Origin of the sequence: Clostridium sp. UBA5119 (assembly GCF_002414285.1) — a bacterium.
GTDB lineage: Bacteria > Bacillota > Clostridia > Clostridiales > Clostridiaceae > Clostridium_J > Clostridium_J sulfidigenes.
In genome coordinates this window covers 6,726-28,386 of record NZ_DHYX01000091.1, presented here as the reverse complement: position 1 = coordinate 28,386, position 21,661 = coordinate 6,726, and the positions used below count along the sequence as shown (strand labels likewise).

The following is a 21,661-nucleotide window of genomic DNA, read 5'->3' as shown; positions in this document are numbered from 1 at the left end:
AAAGTAAACTGGGCTTGGAAAGAACAGAAAAGATACTAGAACTCCTTGGAAACCCACATAAGAAGATTAAAACTATTCATGTGGCAGGAACTAATGGTAAAGGTTCAACCGCATCTATGATTACAAAGATATTAATACATAGTGGGTACAAAGTAGGATGCTATATATCTCCTTATATTGAAGAGTTTGAAGAGCGTATTCAGATAAATAATAAGAATATTCCCAAGGAAGATTTAGCTAGGATAGTTACAGAAGTTTCAATGGCCGTTGAAGAAGTAACTACTTTAGGTTATGGTAACCCTACTGAGTTTGAGATAATAACTTGTGCGGGATTTTTATATTTTTATAAAATGAAGGCTGATTTTGTTGTTGTAGAGGTAGGACTTGGAGGAAGACTAGACTCTACTAATGTTATAGAGCCAATTTTATCTATAATTGGCTCTATAAGTTATGATCATATGAATATTTTAGGAAATACCTTAGAGGAAATTGCTTATGAAAAGGGTGGAATTATTAAAAATAATACTCCAGTAGTTTTATATCCACAGGAAGATAAAGTAACTAAAGTCATAGAGAACATTTGTAAAGAAAAAAATTCACCACTTATAAAAGTGAAAAGAGAAAATGCATCTTTAGTTAAAGTAGGAGAGTATAAGGAAAATACAGTGGTTCAAAATTTAAACATTATAACAGAAAGAGACAGTTATAATGTTAAATTATCTCTTTTAGGAACTTATCAGGTTCAAAATTGTAATGTTGTTATAAATGCTTGTGAAGTTTTAGTAGATCTTGGAGTTAATATTACAAAGGAAAGTATAACAAATGGTTTATCCCGAGTTAAATGGCCAGGTAGATTAGAAATTATGAGAAAAAATCCTTTAGTGGTAATTGATGGTGCTCATAATATTGATGGTATAAGGAAATTAACTGAAAGTATAGAAATTTATTTTAAATATAAAAAACTAGTGTTAATAATAGGAGTTTTAGCAGATAAGCAAGTAGATGAAATGATAAATATAATATGTCCTAAAGCAGAAAAAATTATAGCTGTAACTCCTCATAGTGAGAGAGCTGAGCTATGTGAAGATTTAAAGGAGAAGATTAATATTTGCAATAGAGAGTGTGAAGCTATTATGGATTATGAAGAAGCTTACATTAAAGCACTTTCCTATTGTGATGAAGATACTTTACTAGTCATATCTGGTTCTCTCTATATGGTAGGAGATATGAGGAAGATAATAAGAAATTATAATTAATTTTAAATATAATATATTTATGGTGTAACAAATTTTTCGTAGCATAATGGAAGGTTCCTTCATAGTATAATGTGAGGAGGGATTCCAATGAGGTACTTATATATTTGTAATACAACTCAAGATAGCATTAACAAAATTGGTATAGAAAAGTTTGCATTAGAAGATGTTATAAAGTTAGAAGGAGTTAATGAAAATAAAGTAGGTCCTCATGGATTATGTATACAAGGGGATCAATTATTCACTTCAAATTGTTACGATGGTTCAGTGTCTATAGTTAATTTGAAGGATTTAAAATCCTATAGCTATTATTTAGGAAGAAACTGTAGAGATATTTGCGCCTTGGGAAACCATTTATATATTATTTGCGGAGACTCAAATAATGTAGTGACTTTTGATTTGAATAAAAAAGAAATAATAGAGATTATTCCTTGTGGAGACTCTCCACATAGTATTGACTGTTGTAATCACAGCAATGAAATAGTTGTAGCCAATAATGGTGATGATACAATCACTGTATTTGATTCGTTATATGGTAGTGACATTAAAAACATAAAGGTAGGGCAAGCACCAACAAAAGCGTTATTTACCTTAAATGGGGATTATATTCTTGTTTGTGAAAGTAGTGCAGGCAGTTTGGATAAGGGGTGTGTAAGTGTTATATCAAGCAGAAATCATAAAGTAATACATAGATTATCAGTAGGAAATTGTCCTTTTGATATGTATTGCGATGAAAAGTATTGCTATGTATCTAACTATGGTGATGGAACTATATCTATTATTGATATTATAAATTTTATAAATGTAAAGAGTATAAGAATTGGTGGTATGCCTAGAGGAATAATTTGCGATGAAAGGTATATTTACGTAGGAGATAGCTATAATGATTTGGTAATGAGAATTAATAAAAATGATAATCATGAAAAATTAATCATCCCATTAAAGGGCCAGCCTACAGGGATGATTATAGATTAAAATACTAAGGGTAGATTTATAATGAGCTTAATAAAAATTACTCAGTTAAAACTTTAATAATCTTAGTGTATAAGTCAGAGGGGTTAGCTTTCCATTTGGAACATAACTCTCTGGCTTGTTTATTTGATGCCACTGTTACCTTAATTTCCATGAGAGGGATATTATTTTCAGAAGCACCTAGGCTAACTACATAACTATTAGAATTTTCAATGGTGTAATCAGCTGAAATTGTAGCCTCTTTTTTTATTAGATTCATTTTCCCATCTATATAAGAATTTAATTTACTTAAACTATCCTTAGATAATCTATTTTTAAATAAAGATAGGACTTCCTTACCTTTACTTGATATTACTAATCTATCTTTATCTTTATAATTAATTTTATTTATTAGTTGAGACGAGATTAAATCATCTATATATTCTTGCAGTGTAAAATAATTTATAAAATTATTTTCAAGGACAATTTCTGTAAGTTGTATGTTTGATATAGGTAAATCAACTTTATCTATTATATGCAACAGTAGAAGCTTGTTTTCTGCTAAGTTCAAAGAATTATCAAACATAAAGTAACCTCCTTTAAACCATGTACTTTTATACATATTTATTATATTAAATTATAACACATATTTATTAAATATGAATTAAGTTTACATGCTATAGTATAGCATATAATAACTGATTATGAATATAATTTTATAGAAAGTATGTTTATAAGTAAAGGAGGAATATGTATAGATCTAATAGAATTAAAATAAAAATAACAACTTATTTAGCATTGTTAATATTAATAGTGTGTATAAGTATTATGGGACGTGTATTTTATAAGGAGACCTTTATTCCAACAGGTAGAAAGGTACCTATTTATTCAGTAGACACAAAAGAAAAGAAGATGGCTATAACCTTTGATGTTAATTGGGGTGATGATAAAACTAATGAAATTCTAGATGTTCTAGATAAATATAATGTAAAGGCCACATTTTATATTATCGGATTATGGTGTGATGATTATCCAGACAAAGTAATAGAAATTTCAAAGAGAGGACATGAAATAGGAAATCATTCTAATAAGCATCCTGATTATACAAATATGACAAAGGAGAATATAATTAAGGATTTAGAAATAGCTAATGCTAAAATATTAAATTTGACTGGAGAAATGCCTAAAACATTTAGATTTCCATCAGGCTCATATAATGATACTTCAGTAGAAGCTATACAAAGTACAGGGTTAAAGGCAATACAGTGGGATGTTGATAGTGTTGACTGGAAGGCTAATGGAGCAGATATAGAATATGAAAGAATAGTATCAAAGGCAAGGGAAGGCTCTATACTACTATTTCATAATGATGGAAAGTACACCACAGAAAATTTGCCGAAAATAATTGAAAGATACCAAGCTATGGGTTATGAATTTATTACAGTGTCTAACTTAATATATAGTGATAATTATTATTTAGATCATACAGGAAAACAAATAATAAATGAAAATTGACAAAATTATTGCATATTATAATTATAAAACTAAAAAATGTGAATTTTTGAAAATTAAATGTTGTAAAATTTAGACAATTATTCTATAATTAATTCACGGGGGTAATGTAAATAGAACTATAAGAAAAATATTTGATTTTTACTATAAATAGTTATATTTTTATTTTTTATGAATATAAATTATAGTAAATTTTACTAAAAAACCAAGGGAAAGAGGGGTTACCATGGATAATAATATTTTTAATAACAAAATTTACTTAGAGGGAAAAGTTATCTCAGATTTAGAGTTTAGCCACGAAATGTATGGAGAGGGATTTTACAATTTTGAATTTGAGGTTTCAAGACTTAGTGATACTTCTGACATATTAGTAATTACAGTATCTGAAAGATTAATTGCAGGAATTGATGTAAGTATTGGAAGTGAGCTTGTAATAGATGGACAGCTTAGATCCTATAACAAGTTTGTGGATGGTGCCAATAGACTTATATTAACTGTATTTGCAAGAGATATTCGCCAACTTGAAGAAAGAGGAAAAAATCCAAATCAAATTTTCTTAGATGGATATATTTGCAAGGCACCCGTTTACAGAACAACACCATTTGGCAGAGAGATAGCAGATATGTTATTAGCTGTTAATAGATTGTACAATAAATCAGATTACATTCCTACTATCGCTTGGGGAAGGAACTCTAGATTTTGTAAGAGTTTAGAAGTAGGGGATAACATTAGAATTTGGGGAAGATTACAAAGTAGGGAATATCAAAAGAAAGTTTCAGATACAGATGTAGTTAAAAAAATTGCCTATGAAGTTTCAATCTCTAAAATGGAAAGAGTTACTGACGAAAATAGAGATAATGTAACTATTATAGGAAAAGTGGACAATGATACATCTACAGATGAGAGTAACAATATACAAGAAACAAATTTAAATGATAATGAAGAGAAAGAAGTTATTTAATGAGATAAATCAACTAAAAAGCTATCATGAAGAAGTCCTCANNTATTTTATAATTTATTATTTTCTTAAATCAGCTAAGATTTCAGTTTTACTCTTAGTTTTATCATCTACATGTTTAATTATTTTAGCTGGAGAGCCGGCTACAACTACATTTTCAGGTACATCTGTTGTAACGATAGCACCAGCAGCTACTACTGAATGATTTCCTATTTTTACACCTTCTAAGATTACTGCATTAGCTCCTATAAGTACATGGTCACCAATTTCACATGGAGACTTGCTAGGCGGTTCTAAAACTCCAGCAACTACTGCTCCAGCTCCAAGGTGGACCCCTTTACCAAGTTTTCNNTTTCCTCTAGCACCTACAACAGCATTCATATCTACCATGGTTTCATCACCGATTTCAGCACCTATGTTAATAACAGCACCCATCATAATAACAGCATTATTTCCAATAGAAACTCTATCACGGATTATTGCACCTGGCTCAATTCTAGCATTTATACTTCTTGTATCAAGCATAGGTATAGCTGAGTTTCTTCTATCAGATTCAAGCCTGTAGTTATGTATCTTTTCTTTATTTGCATCTAAAAAATTATTTATATCAGCGCTATCGCCAAATAAAACATAGAAGCTACCTTCGCCAAAACAGTCTACATTTTCAAAGTTACAATCCTTTAGATCACCTTTAACATAAGCTTTCACAGGGGTTGATTTCTTTGACTCCTTTATAAATCTAGCAATTTCATATGGATCAGTAAAATTATATTCCATACCTCTAACTCCTTTCGACAAGTAATATATATTCATTTATATATTATCCTAAAAAACTCAACAATAATTATAAATAAATAAGATATTTTTGAATATAATACTTAGTATATTTAATTTATCAATATAGTATATCTATAGTTATATCATAAAAATCATATATAATGGAATATTTTATTTGTAAATGATATAATAAAATTAAAAAAAGTAGACCTAGGAGGTAAATATATGGGAAATTTAAACAAAGGATATATTCAAATATATACTGGAAACGGAAAAGGAAAAACTACAGCAGCAGTGGGACTTGCAACTAGAGCTGCTGGAAATAAATATAGAGTATGTATGGTTCAGTTTTTAAAAAGTGATGCAACAGGAGAATTAGAGTCAGCTAAACTTATGGCTCCATATTTTACTATTCATAGATTTGAAAGACCTAGAGGGTTTTTCTGGACATTAAATGATCAAGAAAAGTTAGAGCTAAAAGAGGATATCCAAGAAGCGTATAAGTTCTGTATAAAACAGTTGGAAGAAGGAAATTGTGATATATTGATAATGGATGAGATAATGGGAACTTTATCTAATGAATTAATTACAGAAGAACAATTAATAGAACTGATAGATAAAAAACCAGATGATGTAGAACTTATAATGACAGGTAGAAATGTTCCAGAATCAATAATGCAAAGAGCTAATTTAGTTACTGAAATGAAGGATCTTAAACACTACTTTAATGAAGGGGTTCCAGCAAGAAGAGGAATAGAATTCTAAGGAGTATAAGGTATAAATTATGAGGTTGTCAAGTAATATAGACAATATAGAAATATCAGGAATAAGGAAATTTTATAATAAGGTTGCTAAGATAGAAGGAGCTATATCACTAACTCTAGGTGAGCCAGATTTTAAAATACCTGTGGAAATAAAAGAGGCTATGAAAAATTCCCTTGATGAAGATAGAACTACTTATACACCTAACGCTGGGATAGAAGAGTTAAGAGAAGAAATTTCTAAGTATCTAAAATCTTTAAATATAAATTTCTCTAAGAAAGAAATATGTGTAACTGTAGGAGGAAGTGAAGGATTATTATCTACTTTTACTGGAATATTAAATCCTGGAGATAAAGTTCTAATACCTTCCATTGCATATCCTGCCTATGAAAATTGTGTTAAGATTCTTGGTGGAGAGGTTATAAATTATAATATTAAGGAAGATTTATCTGTAGATATGGAGCAATTGGAGAGAGTCATAGAGAAAGAATGTCCTAAGGTAATGGTAGTATCTTATCCATCAAATCCTACAGGACAACTTTTGACCAAGGATCAATGTGATAGATTATTTAATATATTAAAAGATAAAGATGTATTAATTGTAAGTGATGAAATTTATAGCTCTATTATATTTGGAGAATTTAACTCTATATCACAGTATGGAAAGTTAAAAGATAAACTTATACTTATAGGTGGATTTTCAAAAATGTTTTCCATGACAGGAATTAGAATAGGATATGTATGTGCTGCGGAATGGATATTAAATAGCATAATAAAGGTTCATCAATACAATGTGTCATGTGCACCGTCTATTGGTCAATATGGAGCTTTAGAAGGACTTAGGAAGTCTATGTACCATATAGAACATATAAAATCAGATTTAAAGATAAGAAGGGATTATGTCTATGATAGACTAGTTTCTATGGGACTTGAAGTTATAAGACCAGAGGGAGCATTTTATATATTTCCGTGTATAAAATCCTTTGGATTTAGTAGTGAAGATTTTTGTGATAAGCTACTTGAGGATACTAAGGTAGCTGTAGTGCCAGGAACTGCATTTGGAAAAGGTGGAGAAGGTTATGTTAGAATTTCTTATTGCTACAGCATGGAAGATTTAAAATTATCTTTAGATTTAATGGAACAGTGGTTAAATCAGATAAAGCTTAACTAAGGGGAAATATAAAAGATAAACAGAGTTCTTTGCTTCAGAAGGAGTTTTCACTCCCTCTGAAGCTTACTAACAGAATTCTTAGTATCAGTATTTTCGATACTTAGAATTCGTTGTCCTTTAGGGGAAATCGTTATCAAGGGACGTAACTGCTCTTTACCCCCACTTTGAAGAAGATGGGAGTATTAGAGCTGGTAGTCATCGGATAAATAAATATTAAATAAAAGTGTTATGAAAATATAGATTTCATAACACTTTTTATTTGAACTAAATTTGATTTACTATTTAACTACATCGTCCATAGAATATATGCCTTTTGGCTTGTTATGAACATATTCACAAGCCTTTAAAGCACCTACAGCGAATACTTCTCTTGAAATAGCTGAGTGTTTAATTTCAATTACCTCACCCATACCAGCAAATATAACTTCATGGTCACCTATAATATTTCCACCACGAATTGCATGAATTCCTATTTCCTTGTGTTCTCTTTTAGAGATTCCTTCTCTACCATAGTTGAAGGTTGTTTCTTCTTCTATAGAGTCCTTTATAGTATTTGCAAGAAGTAGTGCAGTACCACTTGGAGCATCTACCTTTTGATTGTGATGTTTTTCTATTATCTCAATATCAAAATCTGTATATAGTTTATTGCTAATAGATTTTAATAAATTATTTACTATATTAATTCCTATAGACATATTAGCAGAATAGAACACAGGAATTAAATTTTGTAGATTCTTAATATGAACTATTTGTTCTTCCGTATAGCCAGTAGTGCAAAATACTACTGGTAATGAGTGAGCTAAAGCATATTTTGATATAGAGTCTAAACTGGAAGGTCGTGAGAAGTCTAGAATTACATCTACTTCTTCTGTTACTTTATCTATGGAATCATAAATAGAGTAATTAAAATTAGATTCTGTATTCATATCTACTCCAGCTTGAATATTTAATGTTTCAGAAGTAGAAGCTACCTTTGAAATCATATGACCCATTTTTCCGTTACATCCAACTAATAAAATCTTTACCATGTATAGTCTCCTTTATAATAAGTGGTAGTTTTTTAGAGCTTCTTTCAAAGTCTCTAAATTATTATCATCCATATCAACTAATGGAAGTCTTAAGTTTCCAACACTTCTACCCATAAGATTTAAGGCAGTTTTTATAGGAATAGGGTTTGTTTCACAGAAACATGCATTAGTTAAAGGGATAGTTTTTAAAAACAAATCTTGAGCTGCTTTTATTTCTCCATTAAAGAATAATTCACATATATTATGAACATCTTTAGGTACAATATTTGCAATAACTGATATTATTCCAAGTCCTCCTATAGCAAGAGTTGGTAAAATTTCATTATCGTTTCCAGAGTATATATCTAATTTATCTCCACAGAGATATTTTATTTCTGCAATTTGGCTTATATTTCCACTAGCTTCCTTTACAGCAACAATATTATCTAGCTGACAAAGTTCATGGAGAGCCTTTGGTGAAATATTCATGCCAGTTCTAGATGGTACATTATATACTACTATAGGAGTATTAACAGCTTCAGCAATAGTTTTAAAATGAGCAATTAAACCTTTTGCTGAAGTCTTATTATAGTAAGGGTTAATTACTAAAAGTCCATCTACACCAACAGACTCAGCGTAGATGCTCATTTTAACAGAAGCCATAGTGTTATTACTACCAGTACCGGCTATAACAGGGATTCTTTTATTAACTGTATCTACAGTGAATTTTATAGTTTCTTTTCTCTCAGCTTCTGTCATAGTAGATGCTTCTCCAGTTGTACCACATACTATGATAGCATCAGTTCCATTTTCAATATGCCATTCTAATAATTCTTTTAATTTAGGAAAGTCTACACCGTCTTTGCTAAATGGAGTTACAATTGCAACACCAGAACCTTTAAAAATACTCATATATACACCTCTTAAATCATTATATTTCTTTTATTAAATTTTCATTTATAAAAACTTCTGCAATTTGTACTGCATTAAGGGCAGCACCTTTTCTAATATTATCAGCTACAACCCATAGGTTAACACCGTTATCAACACTAAAATCACGTCTGATTCTTCCAATATAAACGTCATTCTGACCTTCTATATCTATAGGCATAGGATAAATATTATTTTTTATATCATCCATTACAGTAATTCCAGGTAGAGCTTTAAATAAGTTGAAAATATCATCCAATTCAAAAATGTTTTCCAATTCTACGTTAATACTTTCGCTATGACCATGGAATACAGGTACCCTTACTGTGGTAGCAGTAACCTTGATTTGATCATTATGAAGAATTTTATGAGTTTCATTTATCATCTTCATTTCTTCCTTTGTATAACCATTATCTAAGAATACATCAATTTGAGGTATTACATTATAGGCTATAGGATATTGAAATTTCTTAGGAGGAACATTAGATACTCCATCCTTTAGATCATTAAACCCTTGAACTCCAGCACCGGAAACAGCTTGATAAGTTGAGTATACAACTCTTTTTATTCCATATTTAATATCAAGAGGTTTAAGAGCAACCATTGCTTGAATAGTAGAACAGTTAGGATTAGCAATAATACCATTATGCCATTTAATATCTTCACCATTAACCTCAGGAACTACTAGAGGAACTTTAGGATCCATTCTCCAGGCACTACTATTATCTATAACTACGGTATTGTGTTCTGCGAATATAGGAGCAAATTCTAAACTGACATCTCCACCAGCTGAAAAAAGAGCTAAATCAATTTTTTTACTAATTATATTTTCTTTCTTAAGTTCTTCTACCAATATATCTTTTCCATTAAAGTGTATAGAAGTTCCAGCAGACCTGGCAGATGAAAAAAGATATAAATTTTCTATGGGAAAATTTCTTTCAGCTAAAATATTTATGAATTGTCTTCCCACCATTCCGGTAGCCCCGACTATAGCAACATTGTATTTCAAAAATACCACCTCACTTAACTTATATTTATAATACATTATATAACTTAAGTAGATAAAGTTATATAACTTTATTAAATTTATATATAAAATTTTTATTATAGCAGAGATATATACCAAAGATGTCAATGGAAGTAAAAGCATAATACAATGTATGTAGATATTATTAAACCCAGATTGTTGAGGGGAGGATAAAAGTAAGGAAGTGTTAGGTCAATTTAAAGAGCAGATAATAAGATTTTAGATATAAATGAATCATATTAAAAATTCGCAAGATAATATTTTAAATAAAAAGATACATATGTTTAAATATGTAAAAATATGAAGGTGTATGGAAGATTAACTAATATGAATTTAATATATTATCTAATATTTTGTTGCAATTTGTAATCTTAAGAACAAATTATGTATTAAAATAGTTTGACAACTTACAGAACCCTGTGTTAATATTATAAAAAATGAATTTATTATTATTTTTATTTTCATACTTTTAACAATTATAACTACTAAAATACATAACCACATATTAACTATGAAATATTTATGAATGATTAAAATACTGAGGAATAATTTCTTAGTGTTGCTTTTGAAAAGGAAGTGGCTTTGATATTGTGGCAATTGTCAAAATATTTGAAAGGAACTAACTATTTAAATAAATCAGTTTTACTAGTTTCATAATAGCATCTTAAATGTGTTTTAGTAATGTTAAAGGAATGAAGCCTTACTAGATTTTATTAATAGTGTGGGAGGTGTTAGTAAGGGAAAATAATGCATTACATTTTAAACGTTGATATGAGACAAAAAAGAATAAAAAGTGCTAAAGTTTTTATAATATCATAATACATAATGTTGCAAATTATAAAACAACGACTTTGTATACGATATCATTAGTAAGCTTAAGGGTGTCTTAAATATTTACATTTCATTTATAGGAGTCTATAGGTGAGATGTAATTTCTAATAATGTCTCATTGTGCTTAAGGTAGAAAAAGGTTAATGTTGGGGGAAATGCAGTAGATGGGGATTTTATTGCATATTTTTACTTAAAAATGGAGGGATGACGATGTTTAAATTTACTCTAAAAAGATTTGGATATATGTTATTGACATTATTCATTGCATCATCAATAACATTTATGCTTATCCATGCTATGCCTGGAGATCCACTTGCGGTTGCGGCAAGAAAGCTTCCAGAGCAAATAAAAGCTAACTACTATGCTAAATATGGATTAGATAAGCCACTTTTAACTCAATACGGATTATTTGTTAAGAATGCTGTCAAGGGAGATTTAGGACAATCTCTAGCATCTCCGGGAAGAGATATTACAGAGACTATTATGAGACATGCACCTATTTCAGCACGAATTGGAGGACAAGGTCTTATACTGGGAGTTACAATAGGTATCTTATTAGGTATTGTAGCAGCATTTAAAAGAGGAAAATGGCCAGATTATTTAGTAATGTTCATAGCTATAGTTGGTATATCTGTACCAAGTTTTGTTGTAGCATCATTATTGCAATTCTTCTTCACAGTTAAATTAAGATGGTTGCCAACAACAGGGTGGGGCGAGTTTAAGCACACTATATTACCTACCATAGCATTAAGTTTAGCTCCTATAGCCACTTATGCAAGATATATGAGAGCTAACTGTTTGGATGTTATTGGACAAGATTATATAATAACAGCTAAGGCTAAAGGGGTTTCTAATGTTAGTTTAGTATTTAAACATGTTATAAGGAATGCTATTTTACCAGCTATTACCCTTCTAGGACCACAGGTTGCTAGTATATTTACAGGTTCCTTCGTAGTTGAAAGCATATTTTCAATACCGGGACTTGGACAATATTTCGTATCATCAATTACGGATAGAGATTATACTATGATAATGGGACAATCAATATTTGTATCAGCATTATTTATAGTTGCATTATTCTTAGTTGATATAATTTATGGATTAGTTGACCCAAGAATAAGAGTATCAAGTGGAAAGCGTTAGGAGGGATAAGTATGGGAGAGTTTTCAAAAGAAAAATTTCAAATTATAGGTTGTGATAACCTAGATTCAGAGGGAATGCTTAGACCTAGTATGACCTACTGGCAAGATGCATGGAGAAGACTTAAAAAGAATAAAGTTGCAATGCTTTCGTTGGTGTTATTAGGAATAATTGCATTGATGACAATAATAGGACCTATGATAAGTAAATTTGAATATCAAGCTACAAATAATGATATGTTAAATTTAAAACCAAACGCAACATATTGGTTTGGAACAGATAGCTTAGGTAGAGATTTGTTTACAAGAGTTTGGATAGGTGGTAGAATATCTATCGCTATAGGGTTAATTGGAGCCGTTATCGATACTGTTGTAGGAACAATTTATGGTGGTATATCTGGATATCTTGGTGGAATTGCTGATGATATCATGATGAGAATACTAGAAATTTTAGTTAGTATTCCATACCTAGTATTGGTTATACTTATCAGAGTTATCATGGATGGTGGTAGTATGATGCCACTTATTATAGCTATGACCATCACAGGATGGTGCTATATGGCTAGACTTGTAAGGGGACAACTTTTACAAATTAAGGAGCAAGAATATGTACTTGCTGCAAAAGCACTAGGAGCAAATGCTTCAAGAGTAATAGCAAAACACTTAGTTCCAAATACTTTAGGTGTTATGATTGTTGCTATAACATTTGATATACCAGCATTTATATTTTCAGAAGCTTTCTTAAGTTTCTTAGGAATAGGTGTTCAATCACCGATGACAAGTTGGGGAGCTCTTGCTGCAGCAGGACAACAGACCATAATGTTCTACGCTTATCAATTAATTTTCCCTGCCTTAGCGATTTCGTTAACAATGCTATCTTTTAATTTATTAGGTGATGGTTTAAGAGACGCACTAGATCCTAAATTACGTCAATAAGGGGGGAATGGCAAATGGAAAGAATTTTAGATATAGAAAATTTACAAGTTTCATTTCATACCTATGCGGGTGAAGTAAAAGCAGTAAGAGGTGTAGATTTTCATCTTGATAAGGGTGAAACTTTAGCTATAGTTGGAGAATCGGGTTGTGGAAAAACAGTTACATCAAAGGCTATAATGAGACTGTTACCAGAACCAATGCCAGCAGAAATTAAAAAAGATTCTAAAATCATTTTTGAGGGTAAAAATATTTTAGATATGAACGAGAAGGAATTAAGAAAATTAAGAGGATCAGATATATCTATGATATTCCAAGATCCTATGACTTCATTAAATCCTACAATGACAGTTGGTAAGCAAATTGCTGAGAGTTTAATAATTCATAGAGGTATGAATAAAGCTGAAGCTATGAAAGAAGCAATAAAAATGCTTGATCTTGTTAATATACCAAATGCTGATAAGAGAGCTCATCAATATCCGCATGAATTCTCAGGCGGTATGAGACAAAGAGCTATGATAGCTATAGCTCTTGCATGTAATCCTAAGATACTTATTGCGGACGAGCCAACTACTGCTCTAGATGTTACAATACAAGCTCAAATAATGGATCTTATAGGAGATCTTCAAAAGAAACTAGGAACTGCAGTTATACTTATTACTCACGATCTTGGAGTAGTAGCAGATACTGCGGATAGAATTCAAGTAATGTATGCGGGACAAGTTATCGAAAGAGGTACTGTAGAAGAAATATTTGCAAATCCGCAACACCCTTATACATGGGCATTACTTCAATCAGTTCCAAGACTTGAGACAAAAAATAAGGATACGCTTTACGCTTTAAACGGTACTCCGCCAGACTTAGTTAAACCACCAGTTGGATGTCCCTTTGCTGCAAGATGTGAATATTGTATGCAAATATGTTTAGAGGAAATGCCAGAAGTAACTAATGTAGAGAACGATCACCAAGTGTTGTGTTGGTTAAAACACCCAATGGCACCTAAGGTTGAAGTTCCAGAAGCGTTAAGAAGAGGTGAATAAGATGGCTGAATCAAATAAAAAACAAGTTTTAATTGAAGTAAAGAATCTTAAAAAATATTTCGAAGTTGGTAGGAATGCAACACTTAAGGCAGTAGATGACGTTAGCTTTAACATATTTAAAGGTGAAACATTAGGTCTTGTTGGAGAATCAGGTTGTGGTAAAACAACTTGTGGAAGAACTGTAATGGGACTTTATGGAGCTACAGGTGGTGAAATATTATTTGATGGAGATGATATTAGTAAATACGATAAAAAACAGAAAAAAGAATTTACTAGAAGAGCTCAAATAATATTCCAAGACCCTTATGCATCACTAAACCCAAGAATGACTGTTGGAGATATTATTGGGGAAGGAATAGATATTCATAATCTTCACAAAGGTAATGAAAGACAAGCTAGAATTTATGAATTACTACAATTAGTAGGACTAAATAAAGAGCACGCATCTAGATTCCCTCATGAGTTTTCAGGTGGACAAAGACAGAGGATAGGAATAGCAAGAGCTCTTGCTATAGAACCAGACTTCATAGTTTGTGATGAGCCTATATCTGCTCTAGATGTATCTATTCAAGCGCAAGTTGTTAACTTACTAATAAAATTGCAAAATGAATTAGGATTAACATATTTATTCATAGCCCATGACTTATCAATGGTTAAACATATATCTGATAGAGTTGGAGTTATGTATTTAGGAACTATGGTAGAACTTGCTAGTAGTAAAGATTTATATGATAAGCCTTTACATCCATATACTCAAGCGTTATTATCAGCAATTCCAATTCCTGATCCTGATGCAACTAAGAAAAAAGCAAGAATACCTCTAGAGGGAGAAGTGCCAAGCCCAATAAATCCTAAACCAGGTTGTAGATTTGCACCAAGATGTAGATATGCAAAACCTATATGTAGTGAAAAAACTCCTGAGTTTAAAGAAATTGAGCCAAACCACTTTGCTGCATGTCATATATTATAATTTGAATAAAAAAGTAAGAGTGCTAAAGTGCTCTTACTTTTTTTATTTAAAAACTTAGCAAAATCATGTTTTTAATCACTGTATTTCCCAACAAAGACTTTTGTCCGATGACTATCAACTTTATTCAATTATTGAGTTTTATTGCCAGGTATATAAATTTCTATATCTTTTAATAATAATACAAAAGGAGGTGATATATGAGTGTTTAGTAGTAAAGAGTATATTGAATTTAATTGAGTATTATTTAAAGAAAATACAGAAAAAAGAATATTACTAAAAAATATAATTCATATATCTTCTTTTAATGATTGAATCATGAAAAAAACTACAAATTACGACAAATAAAAATATAAAACCTTAAAGATAAGATGTATCAATGATAATAGAATTAATAGTAACTCTTGAATTTATAATATTTTGTTGAAATATAGGGAATTTTATATAAAAAATAAAGGCGATAATTCATATAATTGAATAAAATTAAAATTACAATGTCTTAAGTGGAAGCGGTGAACGTTGACATTGTCGTAAAAAGAGTGTACTATAAATATAAATAAAAGTTATGAGGAAATGTGTAGAAATATGCACAATGAATAACGCAAAGATGAGCAGAGTTTAGAAAGAAAATTTTTAATTTTTGGACTAAACCAAATTATTTTAAGGGGGATTACTTATGAAGAGTAAAAAAATACTAGCATCATTATTAGCATTATCTATGATAACATCAGTGGTATTAGTTGGGTGTGGTAAAGGTGAAGAAAAGGGTGCAGGAACTGCTACCAATGGAGAAGCGGATGCTGAACAATATTTAAATATGCTTTTACAATCTGAACCAAAAACAATTGACCAATCTAAATCAAGTGATTCGTATTCTTCACAAATTCTTGCAAACTGTCAAGAATCTTTAACAAGAATTGTGCAAGATGAAAATGGTAAAGATAAAATTGAAAAGGGTATAGCTGAAAGTTGGGAAACTTCAGATGATAAATTAACTTGGACATTTAAATTAAGAGATGCTAAATGGAGTGATGGTAAACCAGTTACTGCAGAACAGTTTGTATATGGTATTACTAGAACTCTAGATCAAAATACTGCATCACCATATGCTTTCCTATTATATCCTATAGCTAACGCTGTAGAATTCAACTCTGGTAAAGCTAAGGCAGAAGATTTAGGTGTTAAAGCTATAGATGAAAAAACTGTTGAGTTTACATTAGCATCACCATGTGCATACTTCCTTGATTTAACATACTTTAAAGTAATGCAACCACAAAGAGAGGATATAGTAAAAGAACACGGTGATAAGTATGGTTCAGAAGCTAATAGTATGGTATATTGTGGACCTTTTATGATATCTGAATGGGTACATAATAATAAAGTAGAATTTGTTAAGAATCCTGAATATTGGGATGCTGAAAATGTAAAACTTGATAAAGTTACAATGAAAATAATAAAAGAAGAGTCTGCAAGAATGAATGAGTTGCTTAATGGTTCATTAGATATGGCTTCGGTAGTTAAACCAGAATGGATAGAAAAGTTTGATTCTACTGGTGAATATGAAGCTAAAAAAGGATATGATGGTTCAACTACATATACTTTCTTTAACCTTAAAGATAAATTATTCAGTAATGCTAAGGTAAGAAAAGCGTTTATAATAGCAGAAGATAGAGAAAATAAAATTAAGACTTTAAGAAAAGGTCTTGGCGAACCTGCTCTAGGATTTGTACCAAAGTCTGTACAAATAGGTGGAGAAGAATATAGAACAAAAGTAAATGAATTACCAGTTCAAAAATTGATGGATGAAAATACAGATCCTAAAGCATTATTAATAGAAGGTATGAAGGAACTAGGTCTTGGAGAAGATCCATCTAAAATATCTATTAGTTACTTACAATCAGGTACTGATGCGGTAGCTAAAGAATATGCTGAATTCCAACAACAAGTTTATACAAAAAAACTTGGAATTAATGTTAAAGTTGATTTTGTTGAATGGGCACAATTCCAAGAAAGAACTGATAATTTTGATTATCAAGTTGCAGGTATGGCATGGACTGGAGACTATAATGATCCTAACACATATTTAGATTTGTGGACATCAACAGCTGGAGTTGTACCAACAGGTTGGTCAAATCCTAAGTATGATGAACTTATAGCTAAAGCAGGAAAAAGTGATGATCCGAATGAAAGAGCTGAACTTTTCAAAGAAGCTGAAAGAATACTATTATATGAAGATGGTGTTGTAAGTCCAGAAGCTTGGAGATTTAAAAATACTTATGTAAGAAAATATGTTAAAAACTATACTGCTCCATTATTTGGAACAATTGACTTAAAATATACTTATACTACTGGAAGAAAGTAATTTTATATTAAAATGAGAGAAAGTGAAGCAAATAATGAATGCTTCACTTTTTTTATATGTTTTGATATTTTTGCCTATAAAAGTGGGTTTTATAAGGGGATTCTAATTTAATGCATTAAAAAAGTTAGGGGAAAGAAGATAATATTATCTAAAATACTATAATGTATATAGTATATATGGGGATTAAATGAAAAAATTCGTATTACAAATTTCGAATTTAGATGCAACTAAAACCCGATTAACAAAGAAAAAAGTAGAAAAAGGAAAAATAAACAGACGAAAAAAAGTAAAATAAATTAAGAAATAAATTTTAATTTAAAAAATATTAATATTATTAATCAAAATTAGAGGCTGTATTAATATTTCGTAAGATATTTGTATTTATATAAGACAATAAGTCGAATTGAGGTAATCTTATAAATATTCAGATAATAGGTATTGCAATAGTGAAAGTGTTAATATATAATGAATTTAAATCAGATGGATATGACATTATATCTATTATATTGATGATTAATGAAGGGGGATTATTCATGAAAAGCAAAAAAATATTAGCTGCTTTACTAGCTGTATCTATGGTAACTTCTGTTGCTTTAGTAGGTTGTGGTAAAGATGACAAAAAAGATGAGGGCAAAGGTGGAGAGACTGCTGCTTCTGGAGATATGGATAAAGAACAGTATCTTAACTTATTATTAGGAGCTGAGCCAAAAACAATTGACCAATCAAAATCAAGTGATATGTATTCATCACAAGTTCTTGCAAACAGCCAAGAGGCATTAACAAGAATTGTTCAAGACGAAACTGGAAAGGATAAAATCATAGAAGGTATAGCTGAAAGTTGGACACCTAACGATGATAAATCAGTTTGGACATTTAAATTAAGAGATGCTAAATGGAGTGATGGAAAAGCAATTACTGCACAAGATTTCGTTTATGGTATCACTAGAACTTTAGATCAAAATACTGCATCACCATATGCATTCCTTTTATATCCAATTAAAAATGCTTCAGAATTTAACTCAGGTAAAGCTAAAGCAGAAGATTTAGGAGTTAAGGCTGTAGATGAGAAAACAATTGAGTTTACATTAACTTCACCATGTGCTTACTTCTTAGATTTAACATACTTTAAAGTAATGCAACCACAAAGAGAAGATATAGTAAAACAACATGGAGATAAATATGGTACTGAAGCAAATACAATGGTATATAGTGGACCATTCATAATCTCTGAATGGGTACACAACAATAAGGTTGAATTTACTAAAAACCCAGAATATTGGGATGCTGAAAATGTAAAGCTTGATAAAGCTACAATGAAAATAATTAAAGAAGAATCTGCTAGAATGAATGAATTACTTAATGGTTCATTAGATATGGGAGCAGTTTCTAAACCAGAATGGATAGAAAAGTTTGATGCAACTGGTGAGTTTGAGGCTAAAAAAGGATATGATGGTTCTACTACTTATACCTTCTTTAACCATAAAGATAAATTATTTAGTAATGCTAAGGTAAGAAAAGCATTTATGGTAGCTGAAGATAGAGAAAATAAAATTAAAACTTTAAGAAAAGGTCTTGGAGAGCCAGCTATGTCTTTCGTACCTCCTAAAGTACAAATAGGCGGAGAAGATTATAGAGATAAAGTAGGTGATACTCCAGTTAAGGATCTTATAGATGAAAATCCGGATCCAAAGGCTTTATTAATTGAAGGAATGAAAGAATTAGGACTTGGAGATGATCCATCTAAAATAACTATTAACTACTTAGAATCAGGTACTTCAGCTGAAAATAAAGTATGGGCTGAATTCCAACAACGTGTTTATGAAGATAAACTTGGTGTAAAAGTAAAAGTTGATTATGTTGAATGGGCACAATTCCAAGAAAGAACTGATAACTTTGATTATCAAGTAGCAGCTATGGCATGGGGCGGTGACTACAATGACCCTAACACATTCCTTGATTTCTGGGTAACTGGAGCTAACGTTGTAATGACAGGATGGTCAAATCCTAAATACGATAAGCTTATAGCTGATGCAGCAAAAACTGTAGACCCAGCTGAAAGAACAGAATTATTTAAGCAAGCAGAAAGAATTTTATTATATGAAGATGGTGTTATAAGTCCAGAATCTTGGAGATTTAAAAACACTTATGTAAGAAAGTATGTTAAGACTTACAGCGCTCCATTATTTGGAACAGTTGATCTAAAATATACTTACACTTCAGGTAGAAAATAATATAAAATATTATTATAATTTTAAAAAGGCTATCTCATTTCTTTGAGATAGCCTTTTCTGTAGTTTTTAATAAATACAATAAAAAAACTGTGTTTAATTAGGTTCTTTAAGTAATTTAAACACAGTTTCATTTTATAGTTCTATATTATGGTCTACCTTCTGTATACACTTCTTTTAAATCCAAAGATCCAAAGGTTGGAGAAGTATAATTTTTTATATAATTATAAATATAAGTATTTTTGAATCTCCATGTAGTTGGACTACACACTGCCTCTTCATAAATAAAAATTTTTTCTGCTTCTTGGAATAACTTCTTTCTTGCCTCTTGATCTGAAGTAGTTCTAGCTTTTTGTATTAACTCTTCATATTTATCGTTCTTCCATCCAGTTTTAACGGAAGCAGTATCATGAAGGAACATATCAAAATAAGTTAGTGGATCATTATAATCAGCAGTAACTGACATTCCTGCTAATTCATAATCCATATTATCTGTCTTATCGCAGAAAATTGCCCATTCCACATAATCTACATCAATGTTAACTCCTAATGTTTTATTATAATTATCCTGAGAAAATTCTGCCATTTCTTTACTGTAAGAACTAGTGCCAGATTGAAGAAGTTTAATAGTATGCTTTGAAGGATCTGGATCTAAACCTTCTTCCTTTAAACCTTCTATAAGTAATTTTTTAGGGTCCGGATTTTCTTTTATTAGCTCGGTTACCGGATTAAAATCAGTAGCACTTCTAAACTCTTCCTCACCTACTTTAACTGATGGTGGAACCCAAGCTGTACAAGGTTCTGCTAAGTTTCTATACAATGCTGAAACTGCACCTTTACGATCTTCAGCTATGAGAAAGGCTTTTCTTATTTTTGCATTTTTGAAGTATTTATTTTCTTGGTTAAAAAAATTATAGCATATTGAAGTATCGTAACCTTTTTTGACTGTAAAATTTCCGGTTTCATTTAATTTGTTAATCCAATCCTTGGAACTTACATTAGCTAAATCTAAAGAACCATTAAATATTTCATTCATTCTAGCAGATTCTTCTTTAATTATTTTCATTGTAGCTTTATCAAGTTTTACATTTTCAGCATCCCAATATTCGGGGTTTTTTACTAATTCAATTTTGTTGTTGTGTACCCATTCGGAGATTTTAAATGGACCAGTGAAGATTAAAGTGTCTGTATCTGAGCCATATTTATCTGCATGTTTTTCTATTAAGTCTTTTCTTTGAGGTTCCATTATTTTCAAGTAAGTCATATTTAAGAAATATGCACAAGGTGATTCTAATGTGATTTCTAAAGTATGATCATCAATGGCTTTTACACCAACTTCTTCTGCTTTTGATTTACCAGCATTGAATTTAGCGGCATTTTTTATTGGATAAAGCAAATATCCCATTGGAGAAGCAACATTTGGATCTAATGTTCTAGTGATACCATACACAAACTGATCTGCAGTAACAGGTTGCCCATCACTCCATTTAGCATCTCTCAACTTAAATGTCCAAGTTAAGCCATTTTCAGATTGAGTCCATTTATTAGATATTCCTTCTTTAACTAAGTCATTGCCATCTTCATCTACGCCTAATCTAGTTAAAGCCTCCATAGTATTAGTATGGATGTATGATGAATAGACATCGTAAGTTTTTGAAGGGTCTAGACTTTGTGGTTCTGCACCTAACAGTACATTGATATATTGATTTTCATCAATAGTGCCTTCTTTAGTTTTCTCAGAGTTCTCTGAATTGCTTGATCTACCACATCCAAGTATTATAGTTGATGCTATGGATAAAGTAAGAACACATGC

The 21,661-nt window shown here is 30.6% G+C and carries 18 protein-coding genes; 12 read left to right on the top strand and 6 right to left on the bottom strand.

The features are described from left to right. Both B2671_RS14035 and B2671_RS14030 read left to right on the top strand, forming a co-directional pair. On the top strand, positions 1–1,256 hold a 1,256-nt coding region (locus B2671_RS14035; RefSeq protein ID WP_346870959.1), incomplete at its 5' end, for a folylpolyglutamate synthase/dihydrofolate synthase family protein. 87 nt (positions 1,257–1,343) lie between these two features. Beyond that, positions 1,344–2,228: a YncE family protein gene (locus tag B2671_RS14030; protein ID WP_346870958.1), complete on the top strand. Its 885-nt coding sequence runs from the start codon at positions 1,344–1,346 to the stop codon at positions 2,226–2,228. Positions 2,229–2,265: 37 nt separating this feature from the next. On the opposite strand, the gene B2671_RS14025 is transcribed toward B2671_RS14030, so the two are convergent. Next, entirely contained in the window at positions 2,266–2,790 is a 525-nt protein-coding gene (locus tag B2671_RS14025) for a DUF4364 family protein (RefSeq protein ID WP_035133078.1), read from the bottom strand. A gap of 164 nt (positions 2,791–2,954) precedes the next feature. On the opposite strand from B2671_RS14025, the gene pdaB reads away from it, so the two are divergent. Further along, positions 2,955–3,719, top strand: coding sequence for a polysaccharide deacetylase family sporulation protein PdaB (pdaB, locus tag B2671_RS14020; protein ID WP_346870957.1), 765 nt, complete (start codon positions 2,955–2,957; stop codon positions 3,717–3,719). A 223-nt stretch (positions 3,720–3,942) separates the two neighbouring features. Then, a complete protein-coding gene (locus tag B2671_RS14015; protein ID WP_346870956.1) occupies positions 3,943–4,677 on the top strand; it encodes a single-stranded DNA-binding protein in 735 nt (244 codons plus the stop codon). A gap of 57 nt (positions 4,678–4,734) precedes the next feature. On the opposite strand, the gene dapD is transcribed toward B2671_RS14015, so the two are convergent. Next, the gene (dapD, locus tag B2671_RS14010; RefSeq protein ID WP_346870955.1) at positions 4,735–5,451 is read right to left on the bottom strand and encodes a 2,3,4,5-tetrahydropyridine-2,6-dicarboxylate N-acetyltransferase; all 717 of its coding nucleotides are present in this window, start codon (positions 5,449–5,451) and stop codon (positions 4,735–4,737) included. 225 nt (positions 5,452–5,676) lie between these two features. Here dapD and B2671_RS14005 point away from each other — a divergent pair, with 225 nt between their 5' ends. After that, a complete protein-coding gene (locus tag B2671_RS14005; RefSeq protein ID WP_346870954.1) occupies positions 5,677–6,216 on the top strand; it encodes a cob(I)yrinic acid a,c-diamide adenosyltransferase in 540 nt (179 codons plus the stop codon). Between the two features lie 19 nt (positions 6,217–6,235). Further along, positions 6,236–7,384, top strand: a complete 1,149-nt coding sequence (locus B2671_RS14000; RefSeq protein WP_346870953.1) for a pyridoxal phosphate-dependent aminotransferase — start codon at positions 6,236–6,238, stop codon at positions 7,382–7,384. 278 nt (positions 7,385–7,662) lie between these two features. On the opposite strand, the gene dapB is transcribed toward B2671_RS14000, so the two are convergent. The 3 genes from dapB to B2671_RS13985 are packed head-to-tail and all read right to left on the bottom strand — an operon-like array spanning position 7,663 to position 10,330. After that, positions 7,663–8,412 carry a 4-hydroxy-tetrahydrodipicolinate reductase gene (dapB, locus tag B2671_RS13995; protein ID WP_346870952.1) on the bottom strand — a complete coding sequence of 250 codons (750 nt, stop codon included), beginning with the start codon at positions 8,410–8,412 and terminating at the stop codon, positions 7,663–7,665. Between the two features lie 12 nt (positions 8,413–8,424). Beyond that, a complete protein-coding gene (dapA, locus tag B2671_RS13990) occupies positions 8,425–9,303 on the bottom strand; it encodes a 4-hydroxy-tetrahydrodipicolinate synthase (RefSeq protein WP_346870951.1) in 879 nt (292 codons plus the stop codon). A 19-nt stretch (positions 9,304–9,322) separates the two neighbouring features. After that, the gene (locus B2671_RS13985; RefSeq protein ID WP_346870950.1) at positions 9,323–10,330 is read right to left on the bottom strand and encodes an aspartate-semialdehyde dehydrogenase; all 1,008 of its coding nucleotides are present in this window, start codon (positions 10,328–10,330) and stop codon (positions 9,323–9,325) included. Between the two features lie 1,059 nt (positions 10,331–11,389). On the opposite strand from B2671_RS13985, the gene B2671_RS13980 reads away from it, so the two are divergent. The 6 genes from B2671_RS13980 (at position 11,390) to B2671_RS13955 (ending at position 19,851) form a co-directional block, all read left to right on the top strand. Beyond that, positions 11,390–12,322: an ABC transporter permease gene (locus B2671_RS13980; RefSeq protein WP_346870949.1), complete on the top strand. Its 933-nt coding sequence runs from the start codon at positions 11,390–11,392 to the stop codon at positions 12,320–12,322. Between the two features lie 11 nt (positions 12,323–12,333). After that, on the top strand, positions 12,334–13,254 hold the full coding sequence (locus tag B2671_RS13975) for an ABC transporter permease (RefSeq protein ID WP_346870948.1): 921 nt from the start codon (positions 12,334–12,336) through the stop codon (positions 13,252–13,254). A gap of 14 nt (positions 13,255–13,268) precedes the next feature. Further along, positions 13,269–14,291, top strand: coding sequence for an ABC transporter ATP-binding protein (locus tag B2671_RS13970; protein ID WP_346848583.1), 1,023 nt, complete (start codon positions 13,269–13,271; stop codon positions 14,289–14,291). Position 14,292: 1 nt separating this feature from the next. Next, positions 14,293–15,261, top strand: a complete 969-nt coding sequence (locus B2671_RS13965) for an ABC transporter ATP-binding protein (protein ID WP_346870947.1) — start codon at positions 14,293–14,295, stop codon at positions 15,259–15,261. A 673-nt stretch (positions 15,262–15,934) separates the two neighbouring features. Further along, positions 15,935–17,620: a peptide ABC transporter substrate-binding protein gene (locus B2671_RS13960; RefSeq protein ID WP_346870946.1), complete on the top strand. Its 1,686-nt coding sequence runs from the start codon at positions 15,935–15,937 to the stop codon at positions 17,618–17,620. 533 nt (positions 17,621–18,153) lie between these two features. Then, positions 18,154–19,851, top strand: a complete 1,698-nt coding sequence (locus B2671_RS13955) for a peptide ABC transporter substrate-binding protein (RefSeq protein WP_346870945.1) — start codon at positions 18,154–18,156, stop codon at positions 19,849–19,851. A 145-nt stretch (positions 19,852–19,996) separates the two neighbouring features. Here the strand turns inward: B2671_RS13955 and B2671_RS13950 are convergent. Further along, the coding region (locus B2671_RS13950) for a peptide ABC transporter substrate-binding protein (RefSeq protein WP_346870944.1) at positions 19,997–21,661 on the bottom strand (1,665 nt) is incomplete at its 5' end.

Excerpts from the sequence above, each read along its gene's own strand:
- dapB (WP_346870952.1), bottom strand. The coding sequence starts at position 8,412 with ATGGTAAAGATTTTATTAGTTGGATGTAACGGAAAAATGGGTCATATG.
- B2671_RS14000 (WP_346870953.1), top strand. The coding sequence starts at position 6,236 with ATGAGGTTGTCAAGTAATATAGACAATATAGAAATATCAGGAATAAGG.
- B2671_RS13975 (WP_346870948.1), top strand. The coding sequence starts at position 12,334 with ATGGGAGAGTTTTCAAAAGAAAAATTTCAAATTATAGGTTGTGATAAC.
- B2671_RS14005 (WP_346870954.1), top strand. The coding sequence starts at position 5,677 with ATGGGAAATTTAAACAAAGGATATATTCAAATATATACTGGAAACGGA.
- B2671_RS13955 (WP_346870945.1), top strand. The coding sequence starts at position 18,154 with ATGAAAAGCAAAAAAATATTAGCTGCTTTACTAGCTGTATCTATGGTA.
- B2671_RS13965 (WP_346870947.1), top strand. The coding sequence starts at position 14,293 with ATGGCTGAATCAAATAAAAAACAAGTTTTAATTGAAGTAAAGAATCTT.
- B2671_RS14015 (WP_346870956.1), top strand. The coding sequence starts at position 3,943 with ATGGATAATAATATTTTTAATAACAAAATTTACTTAGAGGGAAAAGTT.
- B2671_RS14030 (WP_346870958.1), top strand. The coding sequence starts at position 1,344 with ATGAGGTACTTATATATTTGTAATACAACTCAAGATAGCATTAACAAA.
- dapA (WP_346870951.1), bottom strand. The coding sequence starts at position 9,303 with ATGAGTATTTTTAAAGGTTCTGGTGTTGCAATTGTAACTCCATTTAGC.
- pdaB (WP_346870957.1), top strand. The coding sequence starts at position 2,955 with ATGTATAGATCTAATAGAATTAAAATAAAAATAACAACTTATTTAGCA.
- B2671_RS13980 (WP_346870949.1), top strand. The coding sequence starts at position 11,390 with ATGTTTAAATTTACTCTAAAAAGATTTGGATATATGTTATTGACATTA.
- B2671_RS13960 (WP_346870946.1), top strand. The coding sequence starts at position 15,935 with ATGAAGAGTAAAAAAATACTAGCATCATTATTAGCATTATCTATGATA.
- B2671_RS13970 (WP_346848583.1), top strand. The coding sequence starts at position 13,269 with ATGGAAAGAATTTTAGATATAGAAAATTTACAAGTTTCATTTCATACC.
- B2671_RS14025 (WP_035133078.1), bottom strand. The coding sequence starts at position 2,790 with ATGTTTGATAATTCTTTGAACTTAGCAGAAAACAAGCTTCTACTGTTG.